The organism is Acinetobacter sp. ANC5681 (assembly GCF_023488045.1).
GTDB lineage: Bacteria > Pseudomonadota > Gammaproteobacteria > Pseudomonadales > Moraxellaceae > Acinetobacter.
Window position 1 is genome coordinate 16,375 of the sequence record NZ_JAMFKZ010000015.1, and the last position, 24,458, is coordinate 40,832.

The window sequence follows — 24,458 nt, forward strand, 5'->3', positions numbered from 1 at the left end:
GGTTAATTATGGATCTTTTATTGCTATTTAAAGCAGCAATTATGGGTTTGGTGGAAGGGATTACTGAATTTCTACCGATCTCAAGTACAGGGCACTTGATTCTAGCAGGGCAGTTGCTAGATTTCTGGACGCTTGAAAAGCGAGAAATGTTTGCTGTTGCAGTCCAAATCGGTGCAATTGCAGCAGTAATTTATGAGTATTGGGGCAAACTGTGGGGCGCATTAATTGGCGCACTCACAGGACAAGAGCAAGGTCGTCGTTTAAGCCTGAATTTAATCATCGCTTCTGTTCCAATTGTGATTATTGGCTTGAGCTTTGGTGATGTGGTAAAGGCTTATTTATTTAATGCGGTCACGGTTGCAATTGCGCTCATTGTCGGTGGTTTCATTATTTTATGGGCTGAACGCCGTCAGCATCAAATCGTGAGTCAAGAAGTCGAAGATCTAACATTCAAGCAAGCCACATTGATTGGTTTGATTCAATGTCTTGCATTAATTCCTGGGACATCACGTTCTGGTTCAACCATTATTGGTTCATTATTCTTAGGTATTTCACGTAAAGCAGCGGCTGAATTTTCATTCTTCCTCGGTATTCCTGTATTGATGGGGGCAGGCTTACTGGATATGTATAAAATGCGTCATGAATTACATAGTAATGATATGGCTATTTTAGCAGTTGGAATTATTGTTGCTTTTGTTTCAGCTTTAATTGTGATTCGTGCATTAATTCGTTATGTCTCTAAGCATGATTTCACCGCTTTTGCTTACTACCGTATAGTGTTTGGTTTATTTATTTTGGCGACATGGTGGACAGGTTGGGTGCATTGGTAATGCAGATGATCTGTTGGTATCAGACGGAGTACGCGGAGCAATTTCAACAACTTCAAACTCGTTTAGCGAGTTTGGATGTGGAACTAAAAGGTCAAATCGTTGAAAAAGCGAATGCACGTTTCCTTCGTCTGAATCCAGACATGGCCTTGGTTTTAGATGAAGATGGACTGAGTCTGGCTGCGAATGGGATGAAAATGCAACCTGATTGGCGTGCTGAAATTCCTCGTTTAAAACGAGCCAGTCTGAAATCCGAAATGATCGCAAGAGCATGTCAATTAGGTGAAAAACCTAATTTAATTGATGCAACAGCTGGCTTAGGTCATGATAGTTTATTGATGGCTTATTTGGGTGCTGATGTGCGTTTAATTGAACGTCATCCCATCCTATTTGTATTATTAGAATATACCAAAGCCCAAGCAGAACGAGATCCTTTTCTGCAATCTGTTATGCCACGGATTCAACTCATTTATGCTGATTCAACTGATTATTTACATGGATTAAAGCAGCGAGATGAACAGATCGATGTCATTTATTTAGATCCGATGTTCCCACAGCGAGATCAAAACCACCAAGCACAAAAGAAACAGGCACAGGTCAAAAAGCAAATGCAATTATTGCATATGTTATTACCTGAAGATGGTGAAATGGATTTAGGTGATGAATTACTGCATCTTGCCAGTAAAATCGCTAAACGCGTTATTGTAAAACGACCACGACATGCTGTTTATTTGGCTGATCAAACTCCAGATCATCAATGGCTAGGTGATGCTTGTCGTTTTGATGCATATTTTCCCAAAAGTTCAACTTAACTTTTATCCAAGTGATTGTTTAGCTTAGGTGAATGCTCGGTAAAGATTTGTGATATAGTGCAAAAGCATGATTGATAAAAAATTCTTGTCGAGCTTAAATGAAGGAAAGACGTTGTTCCTTTTAGGAAAAGTCATATTCATTTGATAAAAGATAGACATATTTTCAATCTAAGCTTGAAAAGAGAAATACCCGAAGAACTTTATGATCGACCTCAAACCTTCCATTAATATCTGGCATGATTTTAAAAGTAACCAAATTGCTGGAATGTGGTTGTTCCTTGGGTCTCGACGTTCCTTACAGATTGTTCATCCATCAATTACTCAGCTCATTATTTGGGGTATTTTAGGTGGTTGTACCAACTCACTTTATAGCTGGTTGGTAGCAGGGCAAATTGGTGAGTTCAACCCTCAAGGTTTGATTGGTTACGCACTGTGGCCTTTTATTGCCTTAATTGTGGGGATTTTCCTTTCGCAACGCATGAACCAAGCCCGTTTAATGCTTGTACCTGCATTATTATGGTTAGTGCTTGATACCAATATCTTATTATTACAGTGTTTGATCCAATATTTAGGTTCAAATGGCTATCTAAATTTCATTCCCGATACAATCTATAATGGTTTCTTACCACCATTATTTGTTGGACTATTTGTTTGGCAAAGTCTGGCTGTGATTTGGGTGTTTTCACGGGCATTAAATTGGCCGTGGTGGGAGCGTGCTTTAGTTTTTATTGCGACTATTGCAACCATGGTGGTTTGGCAACTTTCGGTAAAAGATCAACCGATTTGGAAAGTTGAAGAAACACCACCAAGTTTTGCTGAAGATGCTTTTTATGCGCAAAGTCATCTGTTGGACAAAGCTTTAGATCAAATCCAATATGGTGATATTGCGAAAAGCCATTGGTATTTTATGGGCGTAGCTGGGGATAGCTACGCTGATGTTTTCAAATCTGAAATTGAGCGCATTAGAGAGCAATTTGATACTCGTTTTGGAACGTTTGGACGTTCCATTATGTTGATTAATAATCCTGCGACACGTTTAGATGTTCCAATTGCGTCTAAAACCAGTATTGAGTTAGCGTTGCGTCGGATTGGTCAGCAGATGAACCGTGATAGCGATGTATTATTTCTTTATATGACATCCCACGGTGAGCGTAATCATTTTGAACTCGAAAATGCACCATTAGAATTAGGGCAAGTCGACCCGAAATGGCTACGTGAAACGCTCGATAAATCAGGTATTCGTTGGCGAGTGATTGTAATTTCAGCGTGTTATTCAGGAAGTTTTATTCCAGCATTACAGTCACCTGAAACCTTAATTATTACTGCTTCAGCCGCAGATAAAACCTCTTTTGGTTGTAATAATGAAGCGGATTACACTTATTTTGGTCGTGCTTTCTTCGATTTGGCGATGCGTGAACAATTCTCAATGAAAAAAGCATTTGATCAGTCTAAACAAACTGTGACACAGTGGGAAACAGCTCAAGGATTTGAACCATCCGAGCCGCAATGGGCTATCGGTCGTAACATGGAATTGATGTTGCCACAACTTGAGCCGTATTTATTCCCAACGCAAAATATCACAACAACAGACATTACAAAAACACAGGATAATCAACATGCAGCTACTGCAAAAAAATCGTTGTTTTGAAGGTGAACAGCGTATTTATCAACTGGAATCACAGCATCTTAAAGGTTTAACCAAAGTTGGAGTATATTTACCTCCTGCTGCTTTAGAAGGAAAGCCTTGCTCAGCATTATTTTATCTTGCGGGTTTAACTTGCACTGAAGACACCTTTGCAATTAAAGCACATGCACAACGTATGGCAGCTCGGCTGAGTTTGATTCTAATTAGCCCTGATACCTCTCCGCGTGGAGAGGGAGTTGCGCAGGGTGATCATTGGGATATTGGTCAGGGTGCAGGCTTTTATATCAATGCTATTCAACAACCTTGGGCTGAACATTACCAAATGGAGTCTTATTTGGTTGATGAACTTTATGCACATGTTTTACAAGCATTTCCGATTATTGAAAATCAGATTGGAATTTTTGGACATTCAATGGGTGGACATGGTGCGTTAACCTTGGCGTTTAAATACCCAGAGCAATTTAAATCGGTTTCAGCTTTTGCTCCGATTTGTGCGCCGAGTATTTGCCCATGGGGTGAAAAGGCATTTAGCCAATATTTAGGTGCGGATCAACAGCAATGGTTAGCACATGATGCAACGGCTTTAGTTCAGCAAAAGGGTGGAGTCTTTGCGGAAATTTTAATTGATCAAGGTCTAGAAGATCAGTTTTATGCTCAATTAAATCCTGAAAAGTTTAAGCAAGCTTGTCTAGAAGCAGGGCAACATTTAACTTTACGCCAGCACAAAGGCTACGATCATGGTTATTACTTTATTCAAAGTTTTATTGATGATCATCTGCAATTTCATGCGATTCAGTTAGAAAAGGGAATGGCTTAAAAAAAAGAAGCTCTTTCGAGTTTCTTATTAATGATGTTGCCACTCAACAATAAACTCTTGTTGTGCCATACGATTTAAATGATCAATAACCACCTGTTCTAGACGATCAACATCTTCTTGCTGATTTTCAATCAATACAACTAAATGCTGTTCTTGTGGTGTAAGCGTCACTTTTGCTGTCGGCATAAAAATTTTTGAATACTGCTTAGTCTCTGATACTTCAAATTTGTGCTTCCAGTGATTCAATAAACGTTTACTGATACGTTTACCATCGTGAGTTGTAATTTGTGTCGTACTATTCATTTTTTAACTGCATATGATTTCACCATTAAAAATAGCAAAATCGTATGCAGTTAAAAACAGTATTCATGCAACGTGTTGTTGCAAGTTTGCAATGTCGTAATCGTATCTTTGTAACAGCCTAAAGCCGATGAATTTGTTATAATTCAATTATCATTTTTCAAAGTTTGCCAGGTCATTCATGTCCAAGCCTTATTTAATTGCTCCTTCGATTTTATCTGCTGATTTTGCACGTTTAGGTGAAGATGTAGAAAAAGTTTTAGCTGCGGGTGCAGACGTTGTGCATTTTGATGTCATGGATAACCATTATGTACCAAACTTAACTTTTGGTGCAGGTATTTGTAAGGCATTGAAAAATTATGGAATTAAGGCGCCAATTGATGTGCATCTGATGGTTTCACCTGTTGATCGTATGATCGGTGATTTTTTGGAGGCAGGCGCAGATATTATTACTTTCCATCCAGAAGCAACGGATCATATTGATCGTTCTTTACAACTGATTAAGGCGGGTGGTGCTAAAGCAGGTTTAGTTTTCAATCCAGCAACCCCTTTACATTACCTTGATTATGTTCTCGATAAAGTAGATCAAATTTTATTGATGAGTGTGAACCCTGGTTTTGGTGGGCAAAAATTTATTCCAATGACATTGGAGAAACTTCGCCAAGCACGCAAAATCATTGATGCCAGCGGTCTTGATATTCGTTTAGAGGTTGATGGTGGTGTTGGCCCAGCAAATATTCGTGAAATTGCTGAAGCGGGTGCGGATATGTTTGTAGCTGGTTCGGCAATTTTTGGTCAACCTGACTATAAAACTGTAATTGATCAAATGCGTGCAGAATTAGCTCAAGTTGGTGCAAAAGACATTTAGTGTTTTCATCCTATTTTTCACATAAGGTTGTGGATAACTTTGTTTATAACTGGGTGGATAACCGTGTTGATAAGCAAGTGGATAAGATGTTGTTAAAATAAACAAAATGATTTCAGTTGTTTATATTCTCAACAAAAATATCAAAAAAGGATAAATTTTTGTCCTTTTTTTGTGCGTCAAGTCCTTTATTTTGCTTTATCTTTGTTCATAACGTATTTTATTCTTTTTCGTTTGATAAATCGGCAATTCTGTTGCTTAAATGCAAGGAATTAGCATAATTGAACATAAAGTAGATTGTGCATAAGATAGAAAGAAATTATGCTAAGTAAATCGCATTCATTTGATGATTGATCCAAGGATATTTAGTGCAACTTCATAAAAAATACAAGCATCTATGGTTTGTATTCCTGATGATATTTTTCATCGGGGGAGGTAGTGCGTCTATTGCAGCAGTCCAAAAGATTCAACTTGATCAAAAGATGCCTACAGCGCAAGTGATGCCATGTCATGATCAACAGATGACACGTCCGCATCATCAAATGGATATGTCGCATGATGTAACCAATGTGGTTAAATGCCATGATGGGCAAATGCAAGATCAGCAAGATTGCCCCGATTGTAATAATATTTCTCATTGCCAAACGATTAATTTTGCACTCGATCAACAAATTCCAAGCCTGTCTATTTCACCTTTTTTTGAGCTAAACACTTATAAAAATACAGCGTATCAAGCTCGTCATCTTGCCGGTCATTGGCAAGAAATTTTACGTCCTCCTAGAACCTAATCTGTCTTAGAAGCTCTTTTTCGCTTCAACGAGCGATTTAAAAATAGTTCACAGATTAGGAAAATATTATGTCCTCAAAAATATATGCTGGTGTCATTGCTGGCTTAAGTCTAATTTTTGCGCCTTATACTTTGGCTGCAATAAAAGAATATCATCTGAACATTAATCAAGGAATGGTGAATGTTACTGGAAAACCTGTCAAACGTATTACGGTAAATGGCAAATTTATTGCGCCGTTATTAGAGTTTGAGGAAGGGGATGAAGCGGTCATTCATGTGCATAATCAACTCAAAGATCAAGATACGTCATTACATTGGCATGGATTACTTTTGCTAGGATTGATGGACGGTGTACCTGGTTTTAATGGCTTTAAAAGTATTAAGCCGAATGGCAGTTTTGAGTATCGTTTTAAAGTTCGTCAAAACGGAACTTATTGGTATCACGCGCATAGTAAAGGACAGGAACAAGATGGCCTATATGGCCCTTTGGTAATTTATCCGAAAGACAAACAACCTGTTGCTGTATACGAAAAAGCTGAGCGTGATTATGTGGTGATGTTGTCTGATTTTCATGAAACGGAAAGCGACAAGATCATGGCAAATTTGAAGAAGTCGGCTGAGTATTACCAAAACCAACGTGAAACGGTGGGCGATGTCTGGAAGCAGGTGAAACAAGACGGTTTAAAAGCAACGTGGCAAGATCGTTCGATGTGGAACCAGATGCGGATGCTCAAAACCGATTTGTCTGATGTCACTGGTTATACTTTCTTGGTGAATGGGAAAACACCTCAACAAAATTGGACAGGCGCTTTTAAAACGGGTGAAAAGATTCGTTTGCGCTTTATCAATGCGTCAGCCATGTCTTTTTTTGATGTGCGTATTCCCAACCTAAAAATGACAGTCGTTAGTGCCGATGGTCAGCCAGTGAAACCCGTTCCTGTGGATGAGTTTCGTATTGGTACAGCAGAAACTTATGATGTGTTAGTGGAACCTAAGCAGGCACATTATCAAATTGAAGCTGAATCAATCGACCGTTCTGGTTTTGCAATTGCTTCATTGCACAATAGCATGACACCGAATACGCAAAAGGTTCAGATTCCTAAAGCGCGCCCACGTGCATTATTGACGATGGAAGATATGGGCATGGATCATGGTTCGCATGGTCAGATGGATATGAGCAAAATGGACCATGGTTCAGATCAGCCAGTGAATATGGCCAATATGAATCATAGTCAGCATCAGATACCTCACGGTAAAGCACCAGTTACACCGATGCAAAAAACAGCGATGGATCATCGCTCACATGAAAAAATGGACATGTCGAAAATGGATCATAGTTCACATGGTCAGATGAACATGTCGGGTATGGATCATAGTGCACACGGTCAGATGGATATGTCAGCTTCAGCAACGCCCTCAGATCATAGCCAACACCAGATGGTGGTATCTTCTGAAAAAACAACTTCAGATACCGTTCAGGGCTGGGCGAATGCAGCAACACCAATCGGTCAGAAAGCCTTAACTTATGCAGATTTGAAGTCGTTGCAATCACAACCTGAGCGTTATAGTCGTCCAGCAGAGCGAGAATTGGTGATTCGTCTTGGGGGCACGATGGAGCGTTACATCTGGACGATTGATGGTAAAAAGTTTAGTGATCCTGACTTCAAACCTTTAACCGTGCGTTATGGCGAACGTATCCGTCTCAAATTTGTGAATGAAAGTATGATGGCGCATCCAATGCATTTACATGGCATGTTTATGCAGTTGGAGAATGGTCAGGCACCGCAGGATATGCCAAATAAACATACGGTGATCGTGCCGCCGGGCAAAACTGTTACAGCTCTACTGACTGCGGATGAGCTCGGTGAATGGGCGATTCATTGTCACCTGTTATACCACATGAGTGCGGGCATGATGAGTAAATTGATTGTCGCAAATGTCGATGGCAGTAACGTTTCACAAACTATGTCCGTTCAACCTACTCAAGGAGCGAGCCATGCACATCACTAAGCAAGCTTCTACGATGAAACGCTATACACAATTATTGGCAATTGGTGGCATGGTTTCTTGTTTGAGTGTATTTGCATCTGCACATGAGGGGCATGATCAAATGATGCAAATGGATCAGTCGGTACAACAGAATATATTGATGGAGACATCATCTCCTGTTGATCATTCAGAACATCAACCTGAATTAAAGCAAGTACCATCTGATATTCAACATGATACACATGATCATCATCGTGAACATGGTGGACAAATTTATCAAGCCACAGCGATTAAAAATGCATGGATCGTTGATGACAATGGTCGAGGCAGTGCCAGTACTGAGCTAAAAACATGGGTGGGAAGTGATAAAAATAAAATATTCATTCAAGCACATGTTGAAAAAGCAGAATCGGAAAAAACTCAAACCGAAACAAAGCTGTTATACAGCCGCAATGTTGCTGACTTTTGGGATGTACAAACAGGTGTTCGTTATCAATATCAGCCTGAGCAAAAGCATGATAAAAATCAATGGGACGCGGTATTGGGATTACATGGTCTAGCGCCGTATTTTTTTGAAACCGAAGCCTATATTTATGCAGGACAAAACCAACGCTGGCAATTGAGTTTAGAAACAACACGGGATGTATTATTTACGCAAAAGTTGATTGCTCAACCTTATTTGAATGCAGATGTAATATTCAATGATGAGTCAAGTTATGCAAATAAATCTGGATTATCTAAACTTCAGATAGGCCTGCAAACGCGTTATGAGATCAATAAAAAACTTATGCCTTTTGTAGATGTAGCATATGCTTATCATAAAGGTGCGGAGCAAACACCATGGCAAGCTGCTTCTGAAAGTGAAAAGGGTTGGTTATATGCTACGGGATTAACGCTAAAGTTCTGATACTTTGTCTAAAAAGTCACTTCCCTGAGATACTGTTGGTTTATACTGACAGTATCTTTTTTGAGTCATTCATGGTGCATAAATGGCTTTAGAACAACAAGACAATTTAATAACTGATAAAGCAAATGAATCTCTAAGTCGGAGAGAAAAAACACAAAATTTGATAACTCAATTTGACGCTGTTCCACGTGATGGCAGTATGAAAGTCAGTTTTTATTATATTCCACACATGAGTAGTTTGGTGGAAGTACAACGGATTCGAAAAGCATTATTGCCATTTGCTGAAATTTTAGTTGAACATAGTATTGATTTGGATACACGTCATCTAACTTTATATCATCATTATGGAATTGATGAGGTGACAATTGCTCTAATTCGCTTGAGCTTGGGAGCTGAGTTACAACAAACTTTGTCACATTATGAACCTTTAGAAATGAATACTTTGAATACAGATACTGCAACTTTACAGGAGCATAAAAATGAGTCACAGGATAGTTATTTAAGCGTTTTAGGTCGTTTTTTAATTTCATGCTTCAATCATTTAAAGCAATGGATAAAATGCTTACAAGGAAAGAAGGATAATTAAGCATGCCAAGATGGATGTATGGCCCACTAGGATTGGCTATCGCATGGTTGGTTTGGACACAGGTATTAAAACCAGCGCCAAATATTAGTCAAATGACCACTCAACAAGGCGTACAAATTAATGCATTAGAGCGTTATGAAGGCGCATTTCGTGTGCTTTCTAGAGAAGACTACAATTTAGGGCGTGAAGCTGAATTTTCACCAATGGATATTGCTGTTGGTTGGGGAGATATGGCAAATCCGCAGATCTATAAACAAATTGATGTATCACAAAGTAATCGTTGGTATCACTGGCGTATAGATCATCAACCGCCTATTTCTTTGCGAGAAATCGCAACGCATAGTGCCAATATGCATCTGGTTCCTGCCAATGCTTATGTCGCATCTCAAATGAAAAAAATTAAAAAAGATGATTTAGTCTATTTAAAGGGTTCTTTAATCGAAATCCAGACAAAAGATGGCTGGCATTGGAAAAGTTCTTTATCCCGTGAAGATACAGGAAACGGGGCATGTGAGCTAATGCAGGTCGATCAGATTTCATGGCAGTAAATCTTAACTTTAGATAAAGCTTTTAATTTTTAAAATACTGCACTGGAATCCATACATAACCTTTCACATAATCTCGAAATTTTACAGTACACTGCTTTTCCTAAGAGGACGACCTCACTTCAAAAGCATCATGTTGGGACGACCCAACTCTTGTTAAGGTTGAGTGTGAAAAATGGCATGGGCAATTTTAATTTTGGCGGGTATTTTTGAAATTATTTGGGCATATTCAATGAAGATGTCTGAGGGTTTTACCAAGCTAACGCCAAGTATCGTGACCCTCATTTTTATGATTTTAAGTGTCGTATTGTTGTCAATTGCAATGCGATCGTTGCCTTTGGGTACAGCTTATACGGTTTGGACGGGAATTGGTGCGATAGGATCATTTATTGTTGGCATCATGGTTTTAAATGAACCAATGACTGCGATGCGAATGATTGCTGCAATATTAATTGTATCTGGCTTAATGCTGATGAAATTGTCATCAAATTAATGGTTTAAGGAGAGTGTAATGCAACTGGTGTATATGTACATGAATTCTCCTGTGGGTGCATTAAAACTGGTTGCTCATGATCATGCACTGGTCGCCGTGATGTGGGACAATGAAGATCATAAACGAGTTCGACTGGCTGAACTGATAGAAGATCATCAACATCCGATGTTACTTCGAGTTAAAAAACAATTAGAACAGTATTTTGCAGGGCAACGTCAGCAATTTGATTTACCTTTGGACTTTCAAGGGACAGATTTTCAACAACAGGTTTGGCAGACTTTATTAACTATTCCATATGGCGAAACACGTAGTTATAAGGAAATAGCCGTTCAGATTGGTAATGAAAAAGCAGTGCGTGCTGTTGGGGCAGCCAATGGTAAGAATCCGATTTCGATTATTGCGCCGTGTCATCGGGTGATTGGTTCGAGTGGGGCATTGGTTGGTTTTGCTGGTGGGTTGGATAAGAAGCAGATTTTACTCAGTTTAGAGCAAAGTCAAATTCCATAATCTGTATTGTTAATACTCGATTTTCATTGCTTTTTGGAATAAGCTACTTAACAGATATGAATCCACATATTTTATGACTTGAACCGTAACTCAGTTATTGGCGAGGCGGTGTCTTGCTTAGCGTAATCCAATATTAGGAATAACCTTCGGTTCGAGTTACTTTGGTTTCGCCCAAAGTAACCAAAGGCATTGTCATCTACAAAACCTGTTCACTTGCTGCATTTGTTTTATCTATCGCAGAAACGGGATATTACAAATACCACGCAGGTTGTAGATGAACTTTCCGAGTCTCATATATAGGGTATGTATTCATTTTCTTTTTCATAACAAATTGAATGGAAGTTTAAAAATGGCTGTTGGTGACGTAACAATGCCACTTATGCATGTGGTGCAGGGTGTAAAAATTGGCTCAACTGAGGCGTATGTACGTTATCCAAATCGACGAGATCTAGTCATTTTTGAATTTGCTGAAGGTTCAAATGTAGCAGGTGTATTTACTCAAAGTGCATTTGCTGCTGCGCCAGTTTTGCTTAGTAAAAAACACTTGGCAGAAAATACACCACGTTATTTGATTATTAACACTGGTAATGCAAATGCGGCAACAGGAACTGTAGGTTATAAAAATGCAGAAACAACTTGTGCCAAATTAGCGGAATTAGCAGGTGTCCAAGCGAATCAGATTTTACCATTTTCAACAGGTGTAATTGGTGAGCAACTTCCGATTGAGCGTTTAGTTCAAGGTATTCAGCCTGCATTAAATGATTTAAATGCGGATCGTTGGGCTGAAGCTGCTTCTGGCATTATGACCACAGATACTACTCCGAAAGGTGCATCTGAACAGTTTGAGCTTGATGGTGTGACATACACCATGACTGGAATCAGTAAAGGTGCGGGTATGATTCGCCCGAACATGGCAACCATGTTGAGCTTTGTTGCAACAGATGCACCAATATCAAAAGTACTTGTTCAGCAACTTTTACAAACGACTGTCGAGCATTCGTTTAACCGCATCACAATTGATGGCGACACTTCAACCAATGACTCTTGTATCTTTGTAGCAACAGGTCTAGCTGGTGGCGCAGAAATTGAGTCACAAGATGACCCTCGTTACCAACAAGTGCTGGATGTACTTGCGCGTATTATGAATCGTTTAGCACAATTGATTGTTCGTGATGGTGAAGGTGCAACTAAATTCATTACGGTACAGGTGGAAGGCGGAGCCAATACCCAAGAGTGTTGTGATGTTGCTTATAGTGTTGCTGAGTCACCACTCATTAAAACAGCTTTGTTCGCTTCTGATCCAAACTGGGGGCGTATTGTAATGGCGATTGGTAAAGCAGGTGTTCCAAACTTAGATAGCAGTAAGGTTCAAGTGTGGTTAGGTGATGTACAGATTTGCTTGGATGGTGGTGCGAATCCTGACTATACCGAAGAAGCAGGCGCTGCTGTGATGGCTGAGAAAGAAATCACGATTCGTATTGATTTAGGACGAGGTGAAGCGAAAGACACAGTTTATACCTGTGATTTTTCTTATGACTACGTCAAAATTAATGCCGATTATCGTTCGTAAATATGCGTTATAATAAAGCCTCCACAGTGGGGCTTTTTTTATATCACTCATGTGTGGACGAAGTGATTCATCCCAAATGATCACCCTAGATACCCACGTTATATGTTTGCTGTGATGCAAGCACGCAGGATAGAGAAGACGTTTTATGAATGATGCGAATTTAATTGCGAACGAAGCCAAAAATATTGTGCAGGCGCATTTAGATCGTTTGGGTGAGCCAAAGGACCATAGCCTCAGCCCAGAAGTGAAACAAGAAAAGTTCGCACAAATTGCAGCTGAGCTTAAAAAGCGTGATGCTGTTCTTGTTGCACATTACTACTGTGATCCTGATGTTCAAGAGCTTGCAGAATTAACAGGTGGTTGTGTTTCTGATTCTCTAGAAATGGCGCGCTTTGGTCGTGATCATGCTGCATCAACTCTCGTAGTTGCTGGGGTAAAGTTCATGGGAGAAACAGCAAAAATTTTATCTCCTGAAAAGACAGTATTAATGCCTACACTTGAGGCAACCTGTTCTTTGGACTTAGGTTGTCCAGTAGATGAGTTTACAGCATTCTGTGATCAACATCCCGATCATACTGTCGTGGTGTACGCCAATACTTCGGCAGCTGTGAAAGCACGTGCTGACTGGGTGGTAACTTCAAGCTGTGCAGTCGAGATTATTGAGCATCTTGATAGCTTGGGTGAAAAAATTATTTGGGCACCTGATCAGCATTTAGGACGTTACATCCAAAAGAAAACGGGTGCTGATATGTTGTTATGGGATGGCGCGTGTATCGTACATGAAGAATTCCGTGCACGTGGTATTGCACAAATGAAAGCACTATATCCTGATGCAGCAGTTTTAGTTCATCCTGAATCGCCTGAATCTGTAGTAGATATTGCAGATGCAGTGGGAAGTACTTCGCAATTGATCAAAGCAGCGCAAACTTTACCGCATAAACAAATGATCGTAGCTACTGATCGCGGTATTTTCTACAAGATGCAGCAAGCAGCACCAGATAAAGAATTATTCGAAGCGCCAACGGCGGGTGAGGGTGCAACATGTCGTTCGTGTGCACATTGTCCTTGGATGGCAATGAATGAGTTGGATGGTATTTTGCACGTGTTACAACATGCTGATCAAGAAATACACGTCGATCCAGCATTGGCTGAACGCGCAAAATTACCACTCGATCGAATGTTGAACTTTAGTGCTTCTCTAAAGCGTTAAAATGCTTGTAAAATATACATTTGATAAGGAAAAATCATTTTTTTTAAAACTAGGTGTTGACGTGATGCGACGTCAAGCCTAGAATGCACACCGTACCGCACGATGTGCGATACAATAAAAGCTGAGATAAATCGGAGCATAGCACAGCCTGGTAGTGCACCTGGTTTGGGACCAGGGGGTCGTAGGTTCGAATCCTACTGCTCCGACCATTTAAAAGATGTTGAAAAACATTATTTTAAGATCGGCGAAGTATCGCTTGATAGTATTATCATCGTTATGCGCCTGTAGCTCAGTTGGATAGAGCATCCGCCTTCTAAGCGGATGGTCACAGGTTCGAATCCTGTCAGGCGCGCCATTTAGTTGGTAGCTTGGTACATAGAACCAAACGTTATGGTGGATGTAGCTCAGTTGGTAGAGCCCTGGATTGTGATTCCAGTTGTCGCGGGTTCGAATCCCGTCATTCACCCCACTCTTTTATAGAGTAATCGGAGCATAGCACAGCCTGGTAGTGCACCTGGTTTGGGACCAGGGGGTCGTAGGTTCGAATCCTACTGCTCCGACCATCATCTTAAAGATGAGATAAAATACCGCTAATCAGCGGTTTTTTTACGTCTGAATTAATTGGTTATGTTATTAATATAATATTTATAACGTATTAGATTCATTATTTTAAACTTCAAAAACTATAAGTGATTGGGAAGAGATGCTTTTCTATTTTATTTTTATCATTATTATTTTAGCTGTTCTTACTTATTTGAAATCGCCCCATTTTAAAGGAAAGATGGGTGAACTCATGGTTGCCGTACATGTCGATAAAGCATTAGGCGATGAGTATAGAACAGCATGACTATGAGTTAGTTGTATCTGGCAGTCAATGATATTGATCACACGAAGACAAAAGCGGCTTCCCCGCAAACAAATGGTATATGTGAGCGTTTCCATAAGACGATTTTGCAGGAGTTCTATCAAATTACGTTTAGGACGAAGCTTTATAGCTCATTGGAAGAATTACAAGTTGATCTAGACGATTGGCTGAAATTCTATAATACTGAACGGACTCATCAAGGAAAAATGTGCTGTGGTCGTACACCACTTGAAACTTTACTTGATGGAAAACGGATTTGGGCTGAGAAGAATTTAGCTCAAATTTAACCTGACAGGCACAATAAAAAATGGGTAACTGTCAGATCAGGTTTGAGCTAGTACAGAATAACAAGCACTTGAATTAGAAAAACAATTACAGAAAGTCGGTGTAGTAACGCAATCAAGATATTTTGATCACAAAACTAATCTTACAGGACACGAATATCAATTTCTATAGGGCACTAAACCTGCTCAACTGACTTTGCAGGATACACTTCAGTTTATGGTTACATATAGAAAAAATGATTTGATCAAGAACACAAAAAACATAAATGTTAGGGTTTATAGCGCACCATATTTTTGCCATGTTTCGCCCGTTTCGTAAGGGGCATAGTGGCCTTTCAGTTCATGCAGTGATTGGCTTTGGTAGATTGCGAAAACGATCATGATCAAAAACAGGCTGATCAACTTAATGGCACGTTTATTTTTATATTCGCCTGAATAGAGATAGAAAATACAATAGAAGGCAATCATCAAATAGGTACAAAACAGCGAGTTAAACAGCAGATAGACCAGTAATACGGCAGTGATGGCCAGAGCAATTCGATTTTTTAAGATCTTGGGGCGCAAGCTGAGTACGTTCAGAATCAACAGACCCAAAGAAGTCCAGAACAGATAGGCTTGCCCCCCGATAATGACAATATAGGTCGACTGTAGCCACAACAGCACTAGCCATACAAAAACGGAAAAAATAATAAATTTGGAGGGGCCTGAAGATTCGGGCAAAGTATGTTTCATATGATATTGGTTTTTTAGATAGCTGTTTGTTTGGGGGATTAAAAACGAAACTTCAATAAATCTTTGGTTTTGATCTTGGTCAGTAGCACACAGAACAAAGACAGTGAACCGCCAATCAACATAGCGGGCACCACGCTAAAAAAGCGTGTCATCACACTGGACTGCAATGCACCCAGTTCATTACTGGACGTGACAAAGATGCCATTAATGGCAGCGACACGTCCAAGCATGTCCTTGGGTGGAATCAGTTGCAGAATCGTTTGACGGATAATTATGTTGATGCTGTCACATGCCCCCATAATAATGAGAACTGCGATCGAAAAATAGAGGTGTCTGGTAACAGCAAATAACAAGGTGCATAGTGCAAAGCCAGTGACGGCAATCAGCATGATCTGCCACGGTCTGGATTTGGGCGGGTAACGCACCAAGATCAGTATCATGACCAAGCCACCAAATGCAGGCGCAGCGCGTAATAGACCAAAATTATCGACACCGACATGCAAAATATCTTGGGCAAAAATGGGCAGTAGTGCGATGATGCCGCCAAAGAAAACAGAGCCGAGATCGAGAAACATCGCCCAAAAAATAATTTTGGTTTTAAAAATAAATTGTAGTGCGTCTTTTAGACTTTGAGTTACCGATTCTGTTTGGATTTGAGGAAAATCTCGTTTTTGCAAACACCAGAGGGCAATACTGCCACTTAAAAAAAGTGCCACGATGACGCTAAAAGTAATATCCAAATCTAGATGCGCCAATAGAAAACCGCCAACCACGGGTGCAAGTATGCCGCAAGCTTGCCAGCACATGCTGGTCCAAGTTGCTGCATTAGTATACAAATGTTCGGGTACGACAAAAGGACGTAAAGAATTAAAACAGGGACTGTATATGCCGCGAATACAGCCAAATAAAAATAAAATACTCAAGGATGAGATTAATAATAAATTTGCACTGATGGTTTGGGTGTGGAAAAGATCAAAACTGATCCACAAAGCAATCGATAAGGGGATGGCAAAGCTAAAACTGATTTGTAAAATACGCTGCCGATTAAAACGATCAGCAATATAACCACCCCATAAAGACAGCGCCAGAAAAGGTAAAAAATCCATGATCCCGAGTAAACCGAGGAAAAGTGGATTTTTGGTGATTTGATACAAATGAAAGGCAATCAGCACCTCTTGAATCAGCACCGCAAAAGTCAGGCAGTATTGATTGAGAGTCAATAACTTAAAGTCACGACTGGTAAATGCAGCAAAAGCAGAGTGGGGTGCAGCAGAAGGCATAGTATAAAAATAAAAGACAAAATGAGAAAAAGGGAAGAGCCAAAACTCCTCCCTTTTTGATGTACTTAGCGTTACTTATTGAGCAACAGCTTCAGCTTTTTCTACTTTCTTAGCAGGAACTAAGTTTGCTGGAGTCGTATAATTCAAGCCCAAAGTTGCACTTGAGTATTGACGGATTTGATCTAACAACGCTGGATCTGTTGAAAGGTCTTTACCATAAGAACGTACGATCTCATGCAATTTGTCATTCCATACACCTTTAGTCTGCTCAGGGAATGCTTTTTCAAGCAAGTTAAGCATGATGTAAGGTGATGTAGATGCACCCGGAGAAGCACCTAACAATGCAGTTACAGACTTGTCTTTAGATGCAAAGATTTCTGTACCGAATTGCAATTTAGCAGGTTTGCCTGGCTCTTTTTTGATGATCTGAACGCGTTGACCACCTTGTTGTAAATGCCAGTCTTTAGGATCAGCTTCAGGGTAGTATTTTTTCAACTCGTTGAAACGATCTGCATTAGACATTAACACTTGGCTTACCAGATACTGAACAAGATCAGCATTTTGTAGACCAATTGCAGCCATAGGCAAGACGTTGTTTTTGTTGGTCGATGCAAGCAAATCAAGCTGTGAACCATGTTTTAGGAACTTGTTTGAATAGGTTGCAAATGGGCCAAACAACACATATTTTTTACCGTCGATATAACGGGTATCGATATGTGGAACAGACATTGGAGGTGCACCCAGATCAGCACGACCATAGACCTTGGCTGTGTGTTTTGCTGTTACCGCAGGATTGTCAGTCACAAGGAACTCACCACCCACAGGGAAACCCGCATATTGTTGCGCTTCTGGTAAACCAGTCATTTGCAATAATTTAATTGCAGCACCGCCAGCACCAATAAACACGAAACGTGTTTTTACATGACTGACTTCACCAGATTTGATATCTTTGAATGCAACAGACCAAGTATTATCGTCATTCTTACTAATCCCAGTGACTTCAGTCGAAGTTCTGAGTTTAAAGTTTGGACTTTTCTCGAGATTGTTAATCAATTGCTTGGTGATTGCACCGTAGTTCACGTCAGAACCAACGTCCATACGAGTTGCAGCCACTTTTTGCTGAGGATCACGACCGTCCATCACCAATGGTGCCCACTGCTGAATTTCGGCTTTGTCCTCACTCAATTTCATGCCAGCGAATAACGGATTTTGAATCATGGCAGCATAACGCTTTTCCATGAAGTTCACGTTATCGCCCCATACGAATGCAATGTGTGGTACTGGGTTAATGAATGTACTTGGTGTTTCTAATACACCTTGTTTCACTTGATAAGCCCAGAATTGCTTAGCAATTTCGAATTGGCTTGCCACTTTAACCGCTTTAGAGATGTCCATTTTACCGTCTTTTTCTTCGGTATAGTTCATTTCCATAAAGCCAGAGTGTCCTGTACCCGCATTGTTAAAGCCATTTGAACTTTCTTGTGCGACTGCATCAAGACGTTCATACATGCGGATGTTCCAGTCAGGTTGTAACTCGTTGAGGTAAGTACCAAGTGTGGCACTCATGATTCCACCGCCGACCAATACAGCATCAACAACAGTTTCATCATTTTTCGTTTTAATTGCCTTAGACGTAATCGGTCTAAAAAGAAAGGCAATAGCAATCACTATTAGTACCAGTAATAGTACTAATAAATACTTCCAGAATTTTTTCATTCAATTTACCTTAAAAATTAAATGACTCCCTATATGGGTAATATAGAGAGAAAGGATTTCAATAAGAATTGGCGCAATCAAGGCACATCAGTAAAAGGGTTGTCTTGACTGATGTTTGGAGAAAAAGTTCGTGAATTTTACTTTAAAATAGAAAGGATTTTGGTATACCAAATGTTGCAATATGTATTATTCAAGTCATTTTGAATGGTAGATTATAGGTCTTATTGTTTCTTGTTCTAGTCAATCTAAGTTTTGTAGCTTAAAGGGACATTTGATATTTATAACCATTAAAAAAGGCTGTCTAATGACAGCCTTTTTCCACTCGGTAAATGACCTTACCAGCTTAACGCACCACCAGTTTGGTAATCCGTAACGCGCGTTTCAAAGAAATTCTTCTCTTTACGCAAGTCCATCATCTCAGACATCCATGCAAATGGGTTTGTTACACCAGCGAATTGCTCTGGTAAACCAAGTTGCGATAAACGACGGTTACAGATGAATTTCAAGTATTCTTCCATCATGCTTGCATTCATACCCAATACACCACGTGGCATCGTATCACGTGCGTATTCGATCTCAAGCATTGTACCTTCAAGAATCATTTGAATGACTTCTTGTTGGAATTCGGCAGTCCAAAGGTGAGGGTTCTCAATCTTGATTTGGTTGATCATATCAATACCAAAGTTCAAGTGCATAGATTCATCACGTAGGATGTATTGGAACTGTTCAGCAACACCGTTCATCTTGTTACGACGACCCATACTCAAGATTTGAGTAAAGCCACAGTAGAAGAAGATTCCTTCAAGCACACAGTAGAATGCGATCAAGTTACGAAGTAAACGTTGGTCGTTTTCTGGTGTTCCTGTATGGAAATTAGGATCAGTTAATGACTGTGTATATTTCAAGCCCCATGATGCTTTACGTGCAACACTTGGAATCTCACGATACATGTTGAAGACTTCACCTTCGTCCATACCTAAAGATTCGATACAGTATTGGTAAGCATGCGTGTGAATCGCTTCTTCAAATGCTTGACGCAAAATGTATTGGCGGCATTCAGGGTTTGTAATATGGCGATAGATTGCTAATACCAAGTTGTTTGCAACCAACGAATCTGCAGTGGAGAAGAAACCTAAAGAACGCATGACAATGGTACGCTCATCTTCTGTTAAGCCATTTTCAGACTTCCAAAGCGCGATGTCATGGTTCATGTTCACTTCTTGCGGCATCCAGTGGTTTGCACACCCGTCAAGATACTTTTGCCAAGCCCACTCGTATTTAAATGGAACAAGTTGGTTCAAGTCGGCACGACAGTTGATCATAGCTTTATCATCAACTTGTACGCGCTGTGCACCCATTTCAAGCTCTTCTAAGCCTGGTGCAACATCAAGGTTTTCTAAGGCTTGAGATGCTCGAGCCAACGAATCGGTTGGATTTGTTGATCGGATGGTACTGGTTCCAGTGGGTTGTGCAACTGCCACGCGCGGCGATGGTTGCTCTGAATCAGATACCACTTGCGTATTAACCGTTTTTTGCGAGTCGAGGGACGCAGACTTGTGTTCATGTGCAGTCGGTTTTTGCGTATCATCTTCAAAATCGTCCCAGCTAAGGATAGACATATTTAATCTCACTATAATCTTAATTTATTTACATTGCAGTTTTAAAAAATGAAAATGGCGCATAAGAAACACAGCAAAACAAAAAGGGTAATAATCAATCCCATCATCGCTAAACGTTTGAGATTGATAGTTGCGGGAAGTGAGTTTGGCGTTAATAATTTGCCTGTTTCATCATAAATGGCAATCGCTCTTGCCCCGCTACTTAGCCCTAGCTCTTGTAATGCTCGTATTTCTACTTGTGTTAAACCAAATTCCATTCGCTCCATTGCTTGAATAAACATATAAGGAGCTAAATACTTAAAACCGCCACCACCACGTTTGAGTAACTGCGTTAATGTAGTTTCAGCGATACTAAAATCACCTAATAACGAACGTGGATGTGAAAACTGTGCACATTCAGTTAGATATTCTGTAGAAGATGGATAATGAAGTACTATCCGATCGACATAAATCTGTACTAAAACAGCAGGAGCATTAGCATATCGTTCTAAATCAGTTTGAAGCATAGCTCTACTTCCCAATAAAGCACTTTATTGATCTTGCTTACGCTGCTGTTTCCGAATGGCTAAAAATGCATAGACCATTGGTACATAAAAGAAAATAAAGGCAAAGATTAAAACAGCTAGTCCTAACATGTAGTTATGGCTAATATTCAACATAATCTTTGCCTCTTTCCTTTAAATCTTAAATAAACCCTACTTTATTTAAGAAGGGTTTCTCCAAGATCTAATTACTGACAAGCTTCACAATCTGGATTATCGATTGAACACGCCAATGGTACAGGCGCAGCCGTAGCAAAATCCTCTTCAACTTGAACTTCAGGTTTTTTCTCTTCAACTGCTTGAGCCGCAACGATAGGTGCTTCAATTGTCGCTGGTTTTACTGCATTCAGTGCACCAGTATTAATTGTTGATTTCTCAGCAGATGTTGCACCTAAAGCTCGGAGGTAATACGTGGTTTTAAGACCACGTAACCATGCCATCTTATACGTGATGTCCAGTTTCTTACCATTCGCCCCAGCGATGTAAAGGTTCAATGACTGTGCTTGATCGATCCACTTTTGACGGCGAGATGCAGCATCTACGATCCAACGTGTATCCACTTCAAACGCAGTTGCGAAGATTGCTTTTAATTCTTCAGGAATACGTGCAATCTTTTGTACTGAACCTTCGAAGTGTTTCAGGTCATTCACCATCACAGTATCCCACAGACCACGTTCTTTTAATGCACGAACAAGGTAAGGGTTGATTACAGTGAATTCACCAGAAAGGTTAGATTTCACATACAAGTTCTGGAATGTTGGCTCAATTGATTGAGACACGCCACAAATGTTAGAGATCGTTGCAGTAGGTGCAATTGCCATCACATTCGAGTTACGCATACCGTCTTTTTGAACTTTGGCACGTAAGCTATCCCAATCTAAACGTTGTGTACGATCAACTTCGAACATACGCTCTGGACGAGATTTCGCAACAATTTCTAAAGAGTCGATTGGCAAGATCCCTTGATCCCACAATGAACCTTTAAATGTTTCGTAAGTACCACGCTCAACCGCCAAGTTACTAGACGTTTCGATTGCGTAATAGCTGATTACTTCCATTGATTCATCAGCAAAATCGACTGCTGCATCTGAACCATAAGCAATGCCCATTTCATAAAGTGCATCTTGGAAGCCCATGATACCCATACCCACAGGGCGGTGTTTCATGTTCGAATTTTTCGCTTGTGGTACAGCGTAGTAATTAATGTCGATGACGTTATCGAGCATACGTACTGCGGTTTTAATGGTACGAGCTAATTTCTCACGATCTAACACACCACCTTGAACGTGTTGTACAAGGTTAATCGAACCTAAGTTACAGACCGCGATTTCATCTTGGCTTGTGTTCAATGTAATTTCAGTACACAAGTTCGATGAGTGAACCACGCCAACGTGTTGTTGTGGTGAACGCAGGTTACATACATCCTTGAATGTGATCCACGGATGACCTGTTTCGAATAACATCGAAAGCATTTTGCGCCATAAATCTTTCGCACGTACTTTCTTATGCAGCATGTTTTCTTGTTTTGCTACAGCTTCGTAGTGTGCATAACGCTCAGCAAATTCAGGACCAGTTAAATCATGCAAGTCTGGTGTTTCAGAAGGAGTAAATAATGTCCATTCACCATCTTCAAATACACGTTGCATAAATAAATCAGGAACCCAGTTTGCTGTGTTCATGTCATGTGTACGGCGACGATCATCACCTGTGTTTTTACGTAGCTCTAGGAATTCTTCAACGTCCAAGTGCCAAGTTTCTAAGTAAGCACAGACTGCACCTTTACGCTTACCACCTTGGTTCACTGCAACAGCTGTGTCGTTGGCAACTTTTAGGAAAGGTACAACACCTTGAGACTTACCGTTTGTGCCTTTGATATACGAGTTCAAAGCACGCACAGGTGTCCAGTCATTACCTAAACCACCCGCCCATTTTGAGAGCATCGCGTTGTCACGCATTGCACCATAAATGTCATATAGGTCATCACCAATTGTTGTTAAATAACAGCTTGATAATTGTGGGCGTAATGTACCAGAGTTAAACAAGGTTGGCGTAGAAGCCATATAGTCGAAGCTAGACAATAAGTTATAGAACTCAATTGCACGTTCTTCTTTATTTTCTTCATTGAGCGATAGGCCCATCGATACGCGCATAAAGAATAATTGCGGTAATTCGAAACGTACGCCATTTGAATGAATGAAGTAACGGTCAAATAAAGTTTGTAGACCTAAATAAGTAAACTGGTTTGAACGTTCTGGTTGGATCGCTGCTGCCAATTTTGCAAGATCGAAGTTAAGAAGATCAGCAGAAAGAAGATCAAGCTCGATCCCTTTCTTCAAGAAAGTTTCTAAAGCATCATTTTCCAATGTGTCTGTAGATAGACCTAAGAACTCTAAACCTGTGCTCACTAGCTCATTACGTAATAAGCGTGCAGTTACATACGTGTAGTTTGGCTCTTGCTCGATACGAGTACGTGTCGCCATCATCATGGTTGTTGCGATGTCGCTTTCTTTTACGCCGTTGTATAAGTTTTTAACGGTTTCATCGACGATCGCTTGAACATCAATCCCCTCCAAACCTTCACTTGCTGTTTCGATTGTCGCTGTGAGTGCACCGAGATCTAATGGTTGGAGCTGTCCATGAGCATCAGTGATTTGAAGGGTAGGATGATGGTTCGCACCTGCTTGCTGACGAGCAGTGGCACGTTGTTCACGATAAATAACGTAGGCACGTGCAACTTTTTGCTCGCCTGTACGCATCAGTGCTAATTCAACTTGGTCTTGAATTTCTTCGATATGAATCGTACCGCCAGAAGGTAAACGACGATTAAACGTATTGAGTACCATCTCTGTTAATTGAGTGATACGGTCATGGATGCGACTAGAGTCAGCACCTTGTTGACCTTCAACAGCTAAAAAGGCTTTCCCGATCGCAACAGAAATCTTCTCGGCATTAAAAGACGCGATTTCACCAGTGCGCTTAATTACCTGAATTTGACCAGGAGTAGAAGTGATGATGCTCATGTCAGCATAGCTCCATTATCATCTATTTTTATGTTCATAGACCGTTTGAATCGAGCAAAATGTATGCCACGATGTTTGAGGGATAAACACAATACTTAGTGGTTAAAGTTTATTTTCAACACAAGATACGGGATTTTTTACAGCAGATCAATCCTTGACATTTTGGTAATTTTTTTTTCATGTCTTAACTGCTGAATTCACAGACACATAGCATAACAAAGCCATTAAAAAAGGCTTATAGATAACTCTGTGGATAAGTCAAAAAACAAACACTTAAATTATTTTGGGTGAAGAAAGAAACAGATTGTTTAACATTGGCACAAAATCTATACTAAAAATTCATTCTGTCGGAAAAAGCAGATGAAATTAAAAAATATATTAAAATTCATAATTTTAATAAAAATATAACAAAAGTGCTTAGCCGTGTATCAGTTTGGTGAACGCCTACTTGTTTACAATGTAAACGTGTGTATATTGCAAAACATAAACCAACGTATCTGTCAGATTTTTATAGATAGATTCACTCTAATTGTAGGGGCA

Annotated in this window: 22 protein-coding genes, 4 tRNA genes and 1 pseudogene; 19 read left to right on the forward strand and 8 right to left on the reverse strand. The window is 40.0% G+C overall.

What is annotated here, in order from left to right; genetic code table 11:
* Positions 1-8: 8 nt before the first annotated feature.
* The 4 genes from M5121_RS09890 to fghA all read left to right on the forward strand — a co-directional run bounded on the left by M5121_RS09890 (position 9) and on the right by fghA (position 4,101).
* Positions 9-830 (forward strand): undecaprenyl-diphosphate phosphatase, encoded by an 822-nt coding sequence (locus M5121_RS09890; RefSeq protein WP_249571078.1) that lies wholly within the window; start codon positions 9-11, stop codon positions 828-830.
* Positions 830-1,639, forward strand: a complete 810-nt coding sequence (locus M5121_RS09895; protein ID WP_249571079.1) for a class I SAM-dependent methyltransferase — start codon at positions 830-832, stop codon at positions 1,637-1,639. Before M5121_RS09890 ends, M5121_RS09895 begins: the two co-directional genes overlap by 1 nt.
* Positions 1,640-1,841: 202 nt before the next feature.
* The gene (locus M5121_RS09900; protein ID WP_249571080.1) at positions 1,842-3,287 is read left to right on the forward strand and encodes a C13 family peptidase; all 1,446 of its coding nucleotides are present in this window, start codon (positions 1,842-1,844) and stop codon (positions 3,285-3,287) included.
* Positions 3,256-4,101 carry an S-formylglutathione hydrolase gene (gene fghA, locus M5121_RS09905; protein ID WP_249571081.1) on the forward strand — a complete coding sequence of 282 codons (846 nt, stop codon included), beginning with the start codon at positions 3,256-3,258 and terminating at the stop codon, positions 4,099-4,101. Before M5121_RS09900 ends, fghA begins: the two co-directional genes overlap by 32 nt.
* A gap of 27 nt (positions 4,102-4,128) precedes the next feature.
* On the opposite strand, the gene M5121_RS09910 is transcribed toward fghA, so the two are convergent.
* Positions 4,129-4,404: a DUF2218 domain-containing protein gene (locus M5121_RS09910; RefSeq protein WP_249571082.1), complete on the reverse strand. Its 276-nt coding sequence runs from the start codon at positions 4,402-4,404 to the stop codon at positions 4,129-4,131.
* 178 nt (positions 4,405-4,582) lie between these two features.
* On the opposite strand from M5121_RS09910, the gene rpe reads away from it, so the two are divergent.
* From rpe to M5121_RS09985, 15 genes and pseudogenes are all read left to right on the forward strand, one after another.
* Positions 4,583-5,269 (forward strand): ribulose-phosphate 3-epimerase, encoded by a 687-nt coding sequence (gene rpe, locus M5121_RS09915; RefSeq protein WP_005158714.1) that lies wholly within the window; start codon positions 4,583-4,585, stop codon positions 5,267-5,269.
* A gap of 365 nt (positions 5,270-5,634) precedes the next feature.
* The gene (locus M5121_RS09920) at positions 5,635-6,054 is read left to right on the forward strand and encodes a hypothetical protein (protein ID WP_249571083.1); all 420 of its coding nucleotides are present in this window, start codon (positions 5,635-5,637) and stop codon (positions 6,052-6,054) included.
* A gap of 68 nt (positions 6,055-6,122) precedes the next feature.
* Positions 6,123-8,063, forward strand: coding sequence for a copper resistance system multicopper oxidase (locus M5121_RS09925; protein WP_249571084.1), 1,941 nt, complete (start codon positions 6,123-6,125; stop codon positions 8,061-8,063).
* Positions 8,050-8,949, forward strand: a complete 900-nt coding sequence (locus M5121_RS09930; protein WP_249571085.1) for a copper resistance protein B — start codon at positions 8,050-8,052, stop codon at positions 8,947-8,949. Before M5121_RS09925 ends, M5121_RS09930 begins: the two co-directional genes overlap by 14 nt.
* 82 nt (positions 8,950-9,031) lie before the next feature.
* On the forward strand, positions 9,032-9,535 hold the full coding sequence (locus M5121_RS09935) for a 3'-5' exonuclease family protein (RefSeq protein ID WP_249571086.1): 504 nt from the start codon (positions 9,032-9,034) through the stop codon (positions 9,533-9,535).
* A 2-nt stretch (positions 9,536-9,537) separates the two neighbouring features.
* On the forward strand, positions 9,538-10,083 hold the full coding sequence (locus M5121_RS09940) for a hypothetical protein (protein WP_249571087.1): 546 nt from the start codon (positions 9,538-9,540) through the stop codon (positions 10,081-10,083).
* 172 nt (positions 10,084-10,255) lie between these two features.
* On the forward strand, positions 10,256-10,573 hold the full coding sequence (locus tag M5121_RS09945) for a DMT family transporter (protein ID WP_087547900.1): 318 nt from the start codon (positions 10,256-10,258) through the stop codon (positions 10,571-10,573).
* Between the two features lie 18 nt (positions 10,574-10,591).
* Positions 10,592-11,080 (forward strand): methylated-DNA--[protein]-cysteine S-methyltransferase, encoded by a 489-nt coding sequence (locus M5121_RS09950; RefSeq protein WP_249571088.1) that lies wholly within the window; start codon positions 10,592-10,594, stop codon positions 11,078-11,080.
* A 349-nt stretch (positions 11,081-11,429) separates the two neighbouring features.
* The gene (gene argJ / locus M5121_RS09955; protein WP_004914356.1) at positions 11,430-12,650 is read left to right on the forward strand and encodes a bifunctional glutamate N-acetyltransferase/amino-acid acetyltransferase ArgJ; all 1,221 of its coding nucleotides are present in this window, start codon (positions 11,430-11,432) and stop codon (positions 12,648-12,650) included.
* A gap of 145 nt (positions 12,651-12,795) precedes the next feature.
* Positions 12,796-13,860 carry a quinolinate synthase NadA gene (nadA, locus tag M5121_RS09960; protein WP_004914354.1) on the forward strand — a complete coding sequence of 355 codons (1,065 nt, stop codon included), beginning with the start codon at positions 12,796-12,798 and terminating at the stop codon, positions 13,858-13,860.
* Between the two features lie 132 nt (positions 13,861-13,992).
* A tRNA-Pro gene (locus M5121_RS09965) sits at positions 13,993-14,069 on the forward strand.
* 69 nt (positions 14,070-14,138) lie between these two features.
* Positions 14,139-14,215: transfer RNA gene (locus M5121_RS09970), tRNA-Arg, on the forward strand.
* Positions 14,216-14,253: 38 nt separating this feature from the next.
* Positions 14,254-14,329, forward strand: a tRNA-His gene (locus M5121_RS09975).
* Between the two features lie 17 nt (positions 14,330-14,346).
* Positions 14,347-14,423: transfer RNA gene (locus M5121_RS09980), tRNA-Pro, on the forward strand.
* Positions 14,424-14,718: 295 nt separating this feature from the next.
* A pseudogene (locus M5121_RS09985) lies at positions 14,719-15,012 on the forward strand (integrase core domain-containing protein); the annotation flags it as partial.
* Between the two features lie 273 nt (positions 15,013-15,285).
* Here the strand turns inward: M5121_RS09985 and M5121_RS09990 are convergent.
* From M5121_RS09990 to M5121_RS10020, 7 genes are all read right to left on the reverse strand, one after another.
* Positions 15,286-15,741 carry a hypothetical protein gene (locus M5121_RS09990; protein ID WP_249571089.1) on the reverse strand — a complete coding sequence of 152 codons (456 nt, stop codon included), beginning with the start codon at positions 15,739-15,741 and terminating at the stop codon, positions 15,286-15,288.
* 38 nt (positions 15,742-15,779) lie between these two features.
* The gene (locus M5121_RS09995) at positions 15,780-17,021 is read right to left on the reverse strand and encodes an MFS transporter (protein WP_249571090.1); all 1,242 of its coding nucleotides are present in this window, start codon (positions 17,019-17,021) and stop codon (positions 15,780-15,782) included.
* A gap of 75 nt (positions 17,022-17,096) precedes the next feature.
* Positions 17,097-18,737, reverse strand: a complete 1,641-nt coding sequence (gene mqo / locus M5121_RS10000; protein WP_249571091.1) for a malate dehydrogenase (quinone) — start codon at positions 18,735-18,737, stop codon at positions 17,097-17,099.
* A gap of 335 nt (positions 18,738-19,072) precedes the next feature.
* Entirely contained in the window at positions 19,073-20,356 is a 1,284-nt protein-coding gene (locus M5121_RS10005; RefSeq protein ID WP_249571092.1) for a ribonucleotide-diphosphate reductase subunit beta, read from the reverse strand.
* Between the two features lie 41 nt (positions 20,357-20,397).
* Positions 20,398-20,862, reverse strand: a complete 465-nt coding sequence (locus M5121_RS10010; RefSeq protein WP_004682967.1) for a hypothetical protein — start codon at positions 20,860-20,862, stop codon at positions 20,398-20,400.
* Positions 20,863-20,886: 24 nt separating this feature from the next.
* Positions 20,887-21,015: a preprotein translocase subunit YajC gene (locus M5121_RS10015; protein ID WP_081407499.1), complete on the reverse strand. Its 129-nt coding sequence runs from the start codon at positions 21,013-21,015 to the stop codon at positions 20,887-20,889.
* Between the two features lie 71 nt (positions 21,016-21,086).
* Entirely contained in the window at positions 21,087-23,918 is a 2,832-nt protein-coding gene (locus tag M5121_RS10020) for a ribonucleoside-diphosphate reductase subunit alpha (RefSeq protein ID WP_249571093.1), read from the reverse strand.
* Positions 23,919-24,458 lie beyond the last annotated feature (540 nt).

What these genes read in the sequence shown, in the direction of transcription:
- M5121_RS09890 (WP_249571078.1), top strand. Translation starts at nt 9, where the DNA reads ATGGATCTTTTATTGCTATTTAAAGCAGCAATTATGGGTTTGGTGGAA.
- M5121_RS09895 (WP_249571079.1), top strand. Translation starts at nt 830, where the DNA reads ATGCAGATGATCTGTTGGTATCAGACGGAGTACGCGGAGCAATTTCAA.
- M5121_RS09900 (WP_249571080.1), top strand. Translation starts at nt 1,842, where the DNA reads ATGATCGACCTCAAACCTTCCATTAATATCTGGCATGATTTTAAAAGT.
- fghA (WP_249571081.1), top strand. Translation starts at nt 3,256, where the DNA reads ATGCAGCTACTGCAAAAAAATCGTTGTTTTGAAGGTGAACAGCGTATT.
- M5121_RS09910 (WP_249571082.1), bottom strand. Translation starts at nt 4,404, where the DNA reads ATGAATAGTACGACACAAATTACAACTCACGATGGTAAACGTATCAGT.
- rpe (WP_005158714.1), top strand. Translation starts at nt 4,583, where the DNA reads ATGTCCAAGCCTTATTTAATTGCTCCTTCGATTTTATCTGCTGATTTT.
- M5121_RS09925 (WP_249571084.1), top strand. Translation starts at nt 6,123, where the DNA reads ATGTCCTCAAAAATATATGCTGGTGTCATTGCTGGCTTAAGTCTAATT.
- M5121_RS09930 (WP_249571085.1), top strand. Translation starts at nt 8,050, where the DNA reads ATGCACATCACTAAGCAAGCTTCTACGATGAAACGCTATACACAATTA.
- M5121_RS09935 (WP_249571086.1), top strand. Translation starts at nt 9,032, where the DNA reads ATGGCTTTAGAACAACAAGACAATTTAATAACTGATAAAGCAAATGAA.
- M5121_RS09940 (WP_249571087.1), top strand. Translation starts at nt 9,538, where the DNA reads ATGCCAAGATGGATGTATGGCCCACTAGGATTGGCTATCGCATGGTTG.
- M5121_RS09945 (WP_087547900.1), top strand. Translation starts at nt 10,256, where the DNA reads ATGGCATGGGCAATTTTAATTTTGGCGGGTATTTTTGAAATTATTTGG.
- M5121_RS09950 (WP_249571088.1), top strand. Translation starts at nt 10,592, where the DNA reads ATGCAACTGGTGTATATGTACATGAATTCTCCTGTGGGTGCATTAAAA.
- argJ (WP_004914356.1), top strand. Translation starts at nt 11,430, where the DNA reads ATGGCTGTTGGTGACGTAACAATGCCACTTATGCATGTGGTGCAGGGT.
- nadA (WP_004914354.1), top strand. Translation starts at nt 12,796, where the DNA reads ATGAATGATGCGAATTTAATTGCGAACGAAGCCAAAAATATTGTGCAG.
- M5121_RS09990 (WP_249571089.1), bottom strand. Translation starts at nt 15,741, where the DNA reads ATGAAACATACTTTGCCCGAATCTTCAGGCCCCTCCAAATTTATTATT.
- M5121_RS09995 (WP_249571090.1), bottom strand. Translation starts at nt 17,021, where the DNA reads ATGCCTTCTGCTGCACCCCACTCTGCTTTTGCTGCATTTACCAGTCGT.
- mqo (WP_249571091.1), bottom strand. Translation starts at nt 18,737, where the DNA reads ATGAAAAAATTCTGGAAGTATTTATTAGTACTATTACTGGTACTAATA.
- M5121_RS10005 (WP_249571092.1), bottom strand. Translation starts at nt 20,356, where the DNA reads ATGTCTATCCTTAGCTGGGACGATTTTGAAGATGATACGCAAAAACCG.
- M5121_RS10010 (WP_004682967.1), bottom strand. Translation starts at nt 20,862, where the DNA reads ATGCTTCAAACTGATTTAGAACGATATGCTAATGCTCCTGCTGTTTTA.
- M5121_RS10015 (WP_081407499.1), bottom strand. Translation starts at nt 21,015, where the DNA reads ATGTTGAATATTAGCCATAACTACATGTTAGGACTAGCTGTTTTAATC.
- M5121_RS10020 (WP_249571093.1), bottom strand. Translation starts at nt 23,918, where the DNA reads ATGAGCATCATCACTTCTACTCCTGGTCAAATTCAGGTAATTAAGCGC.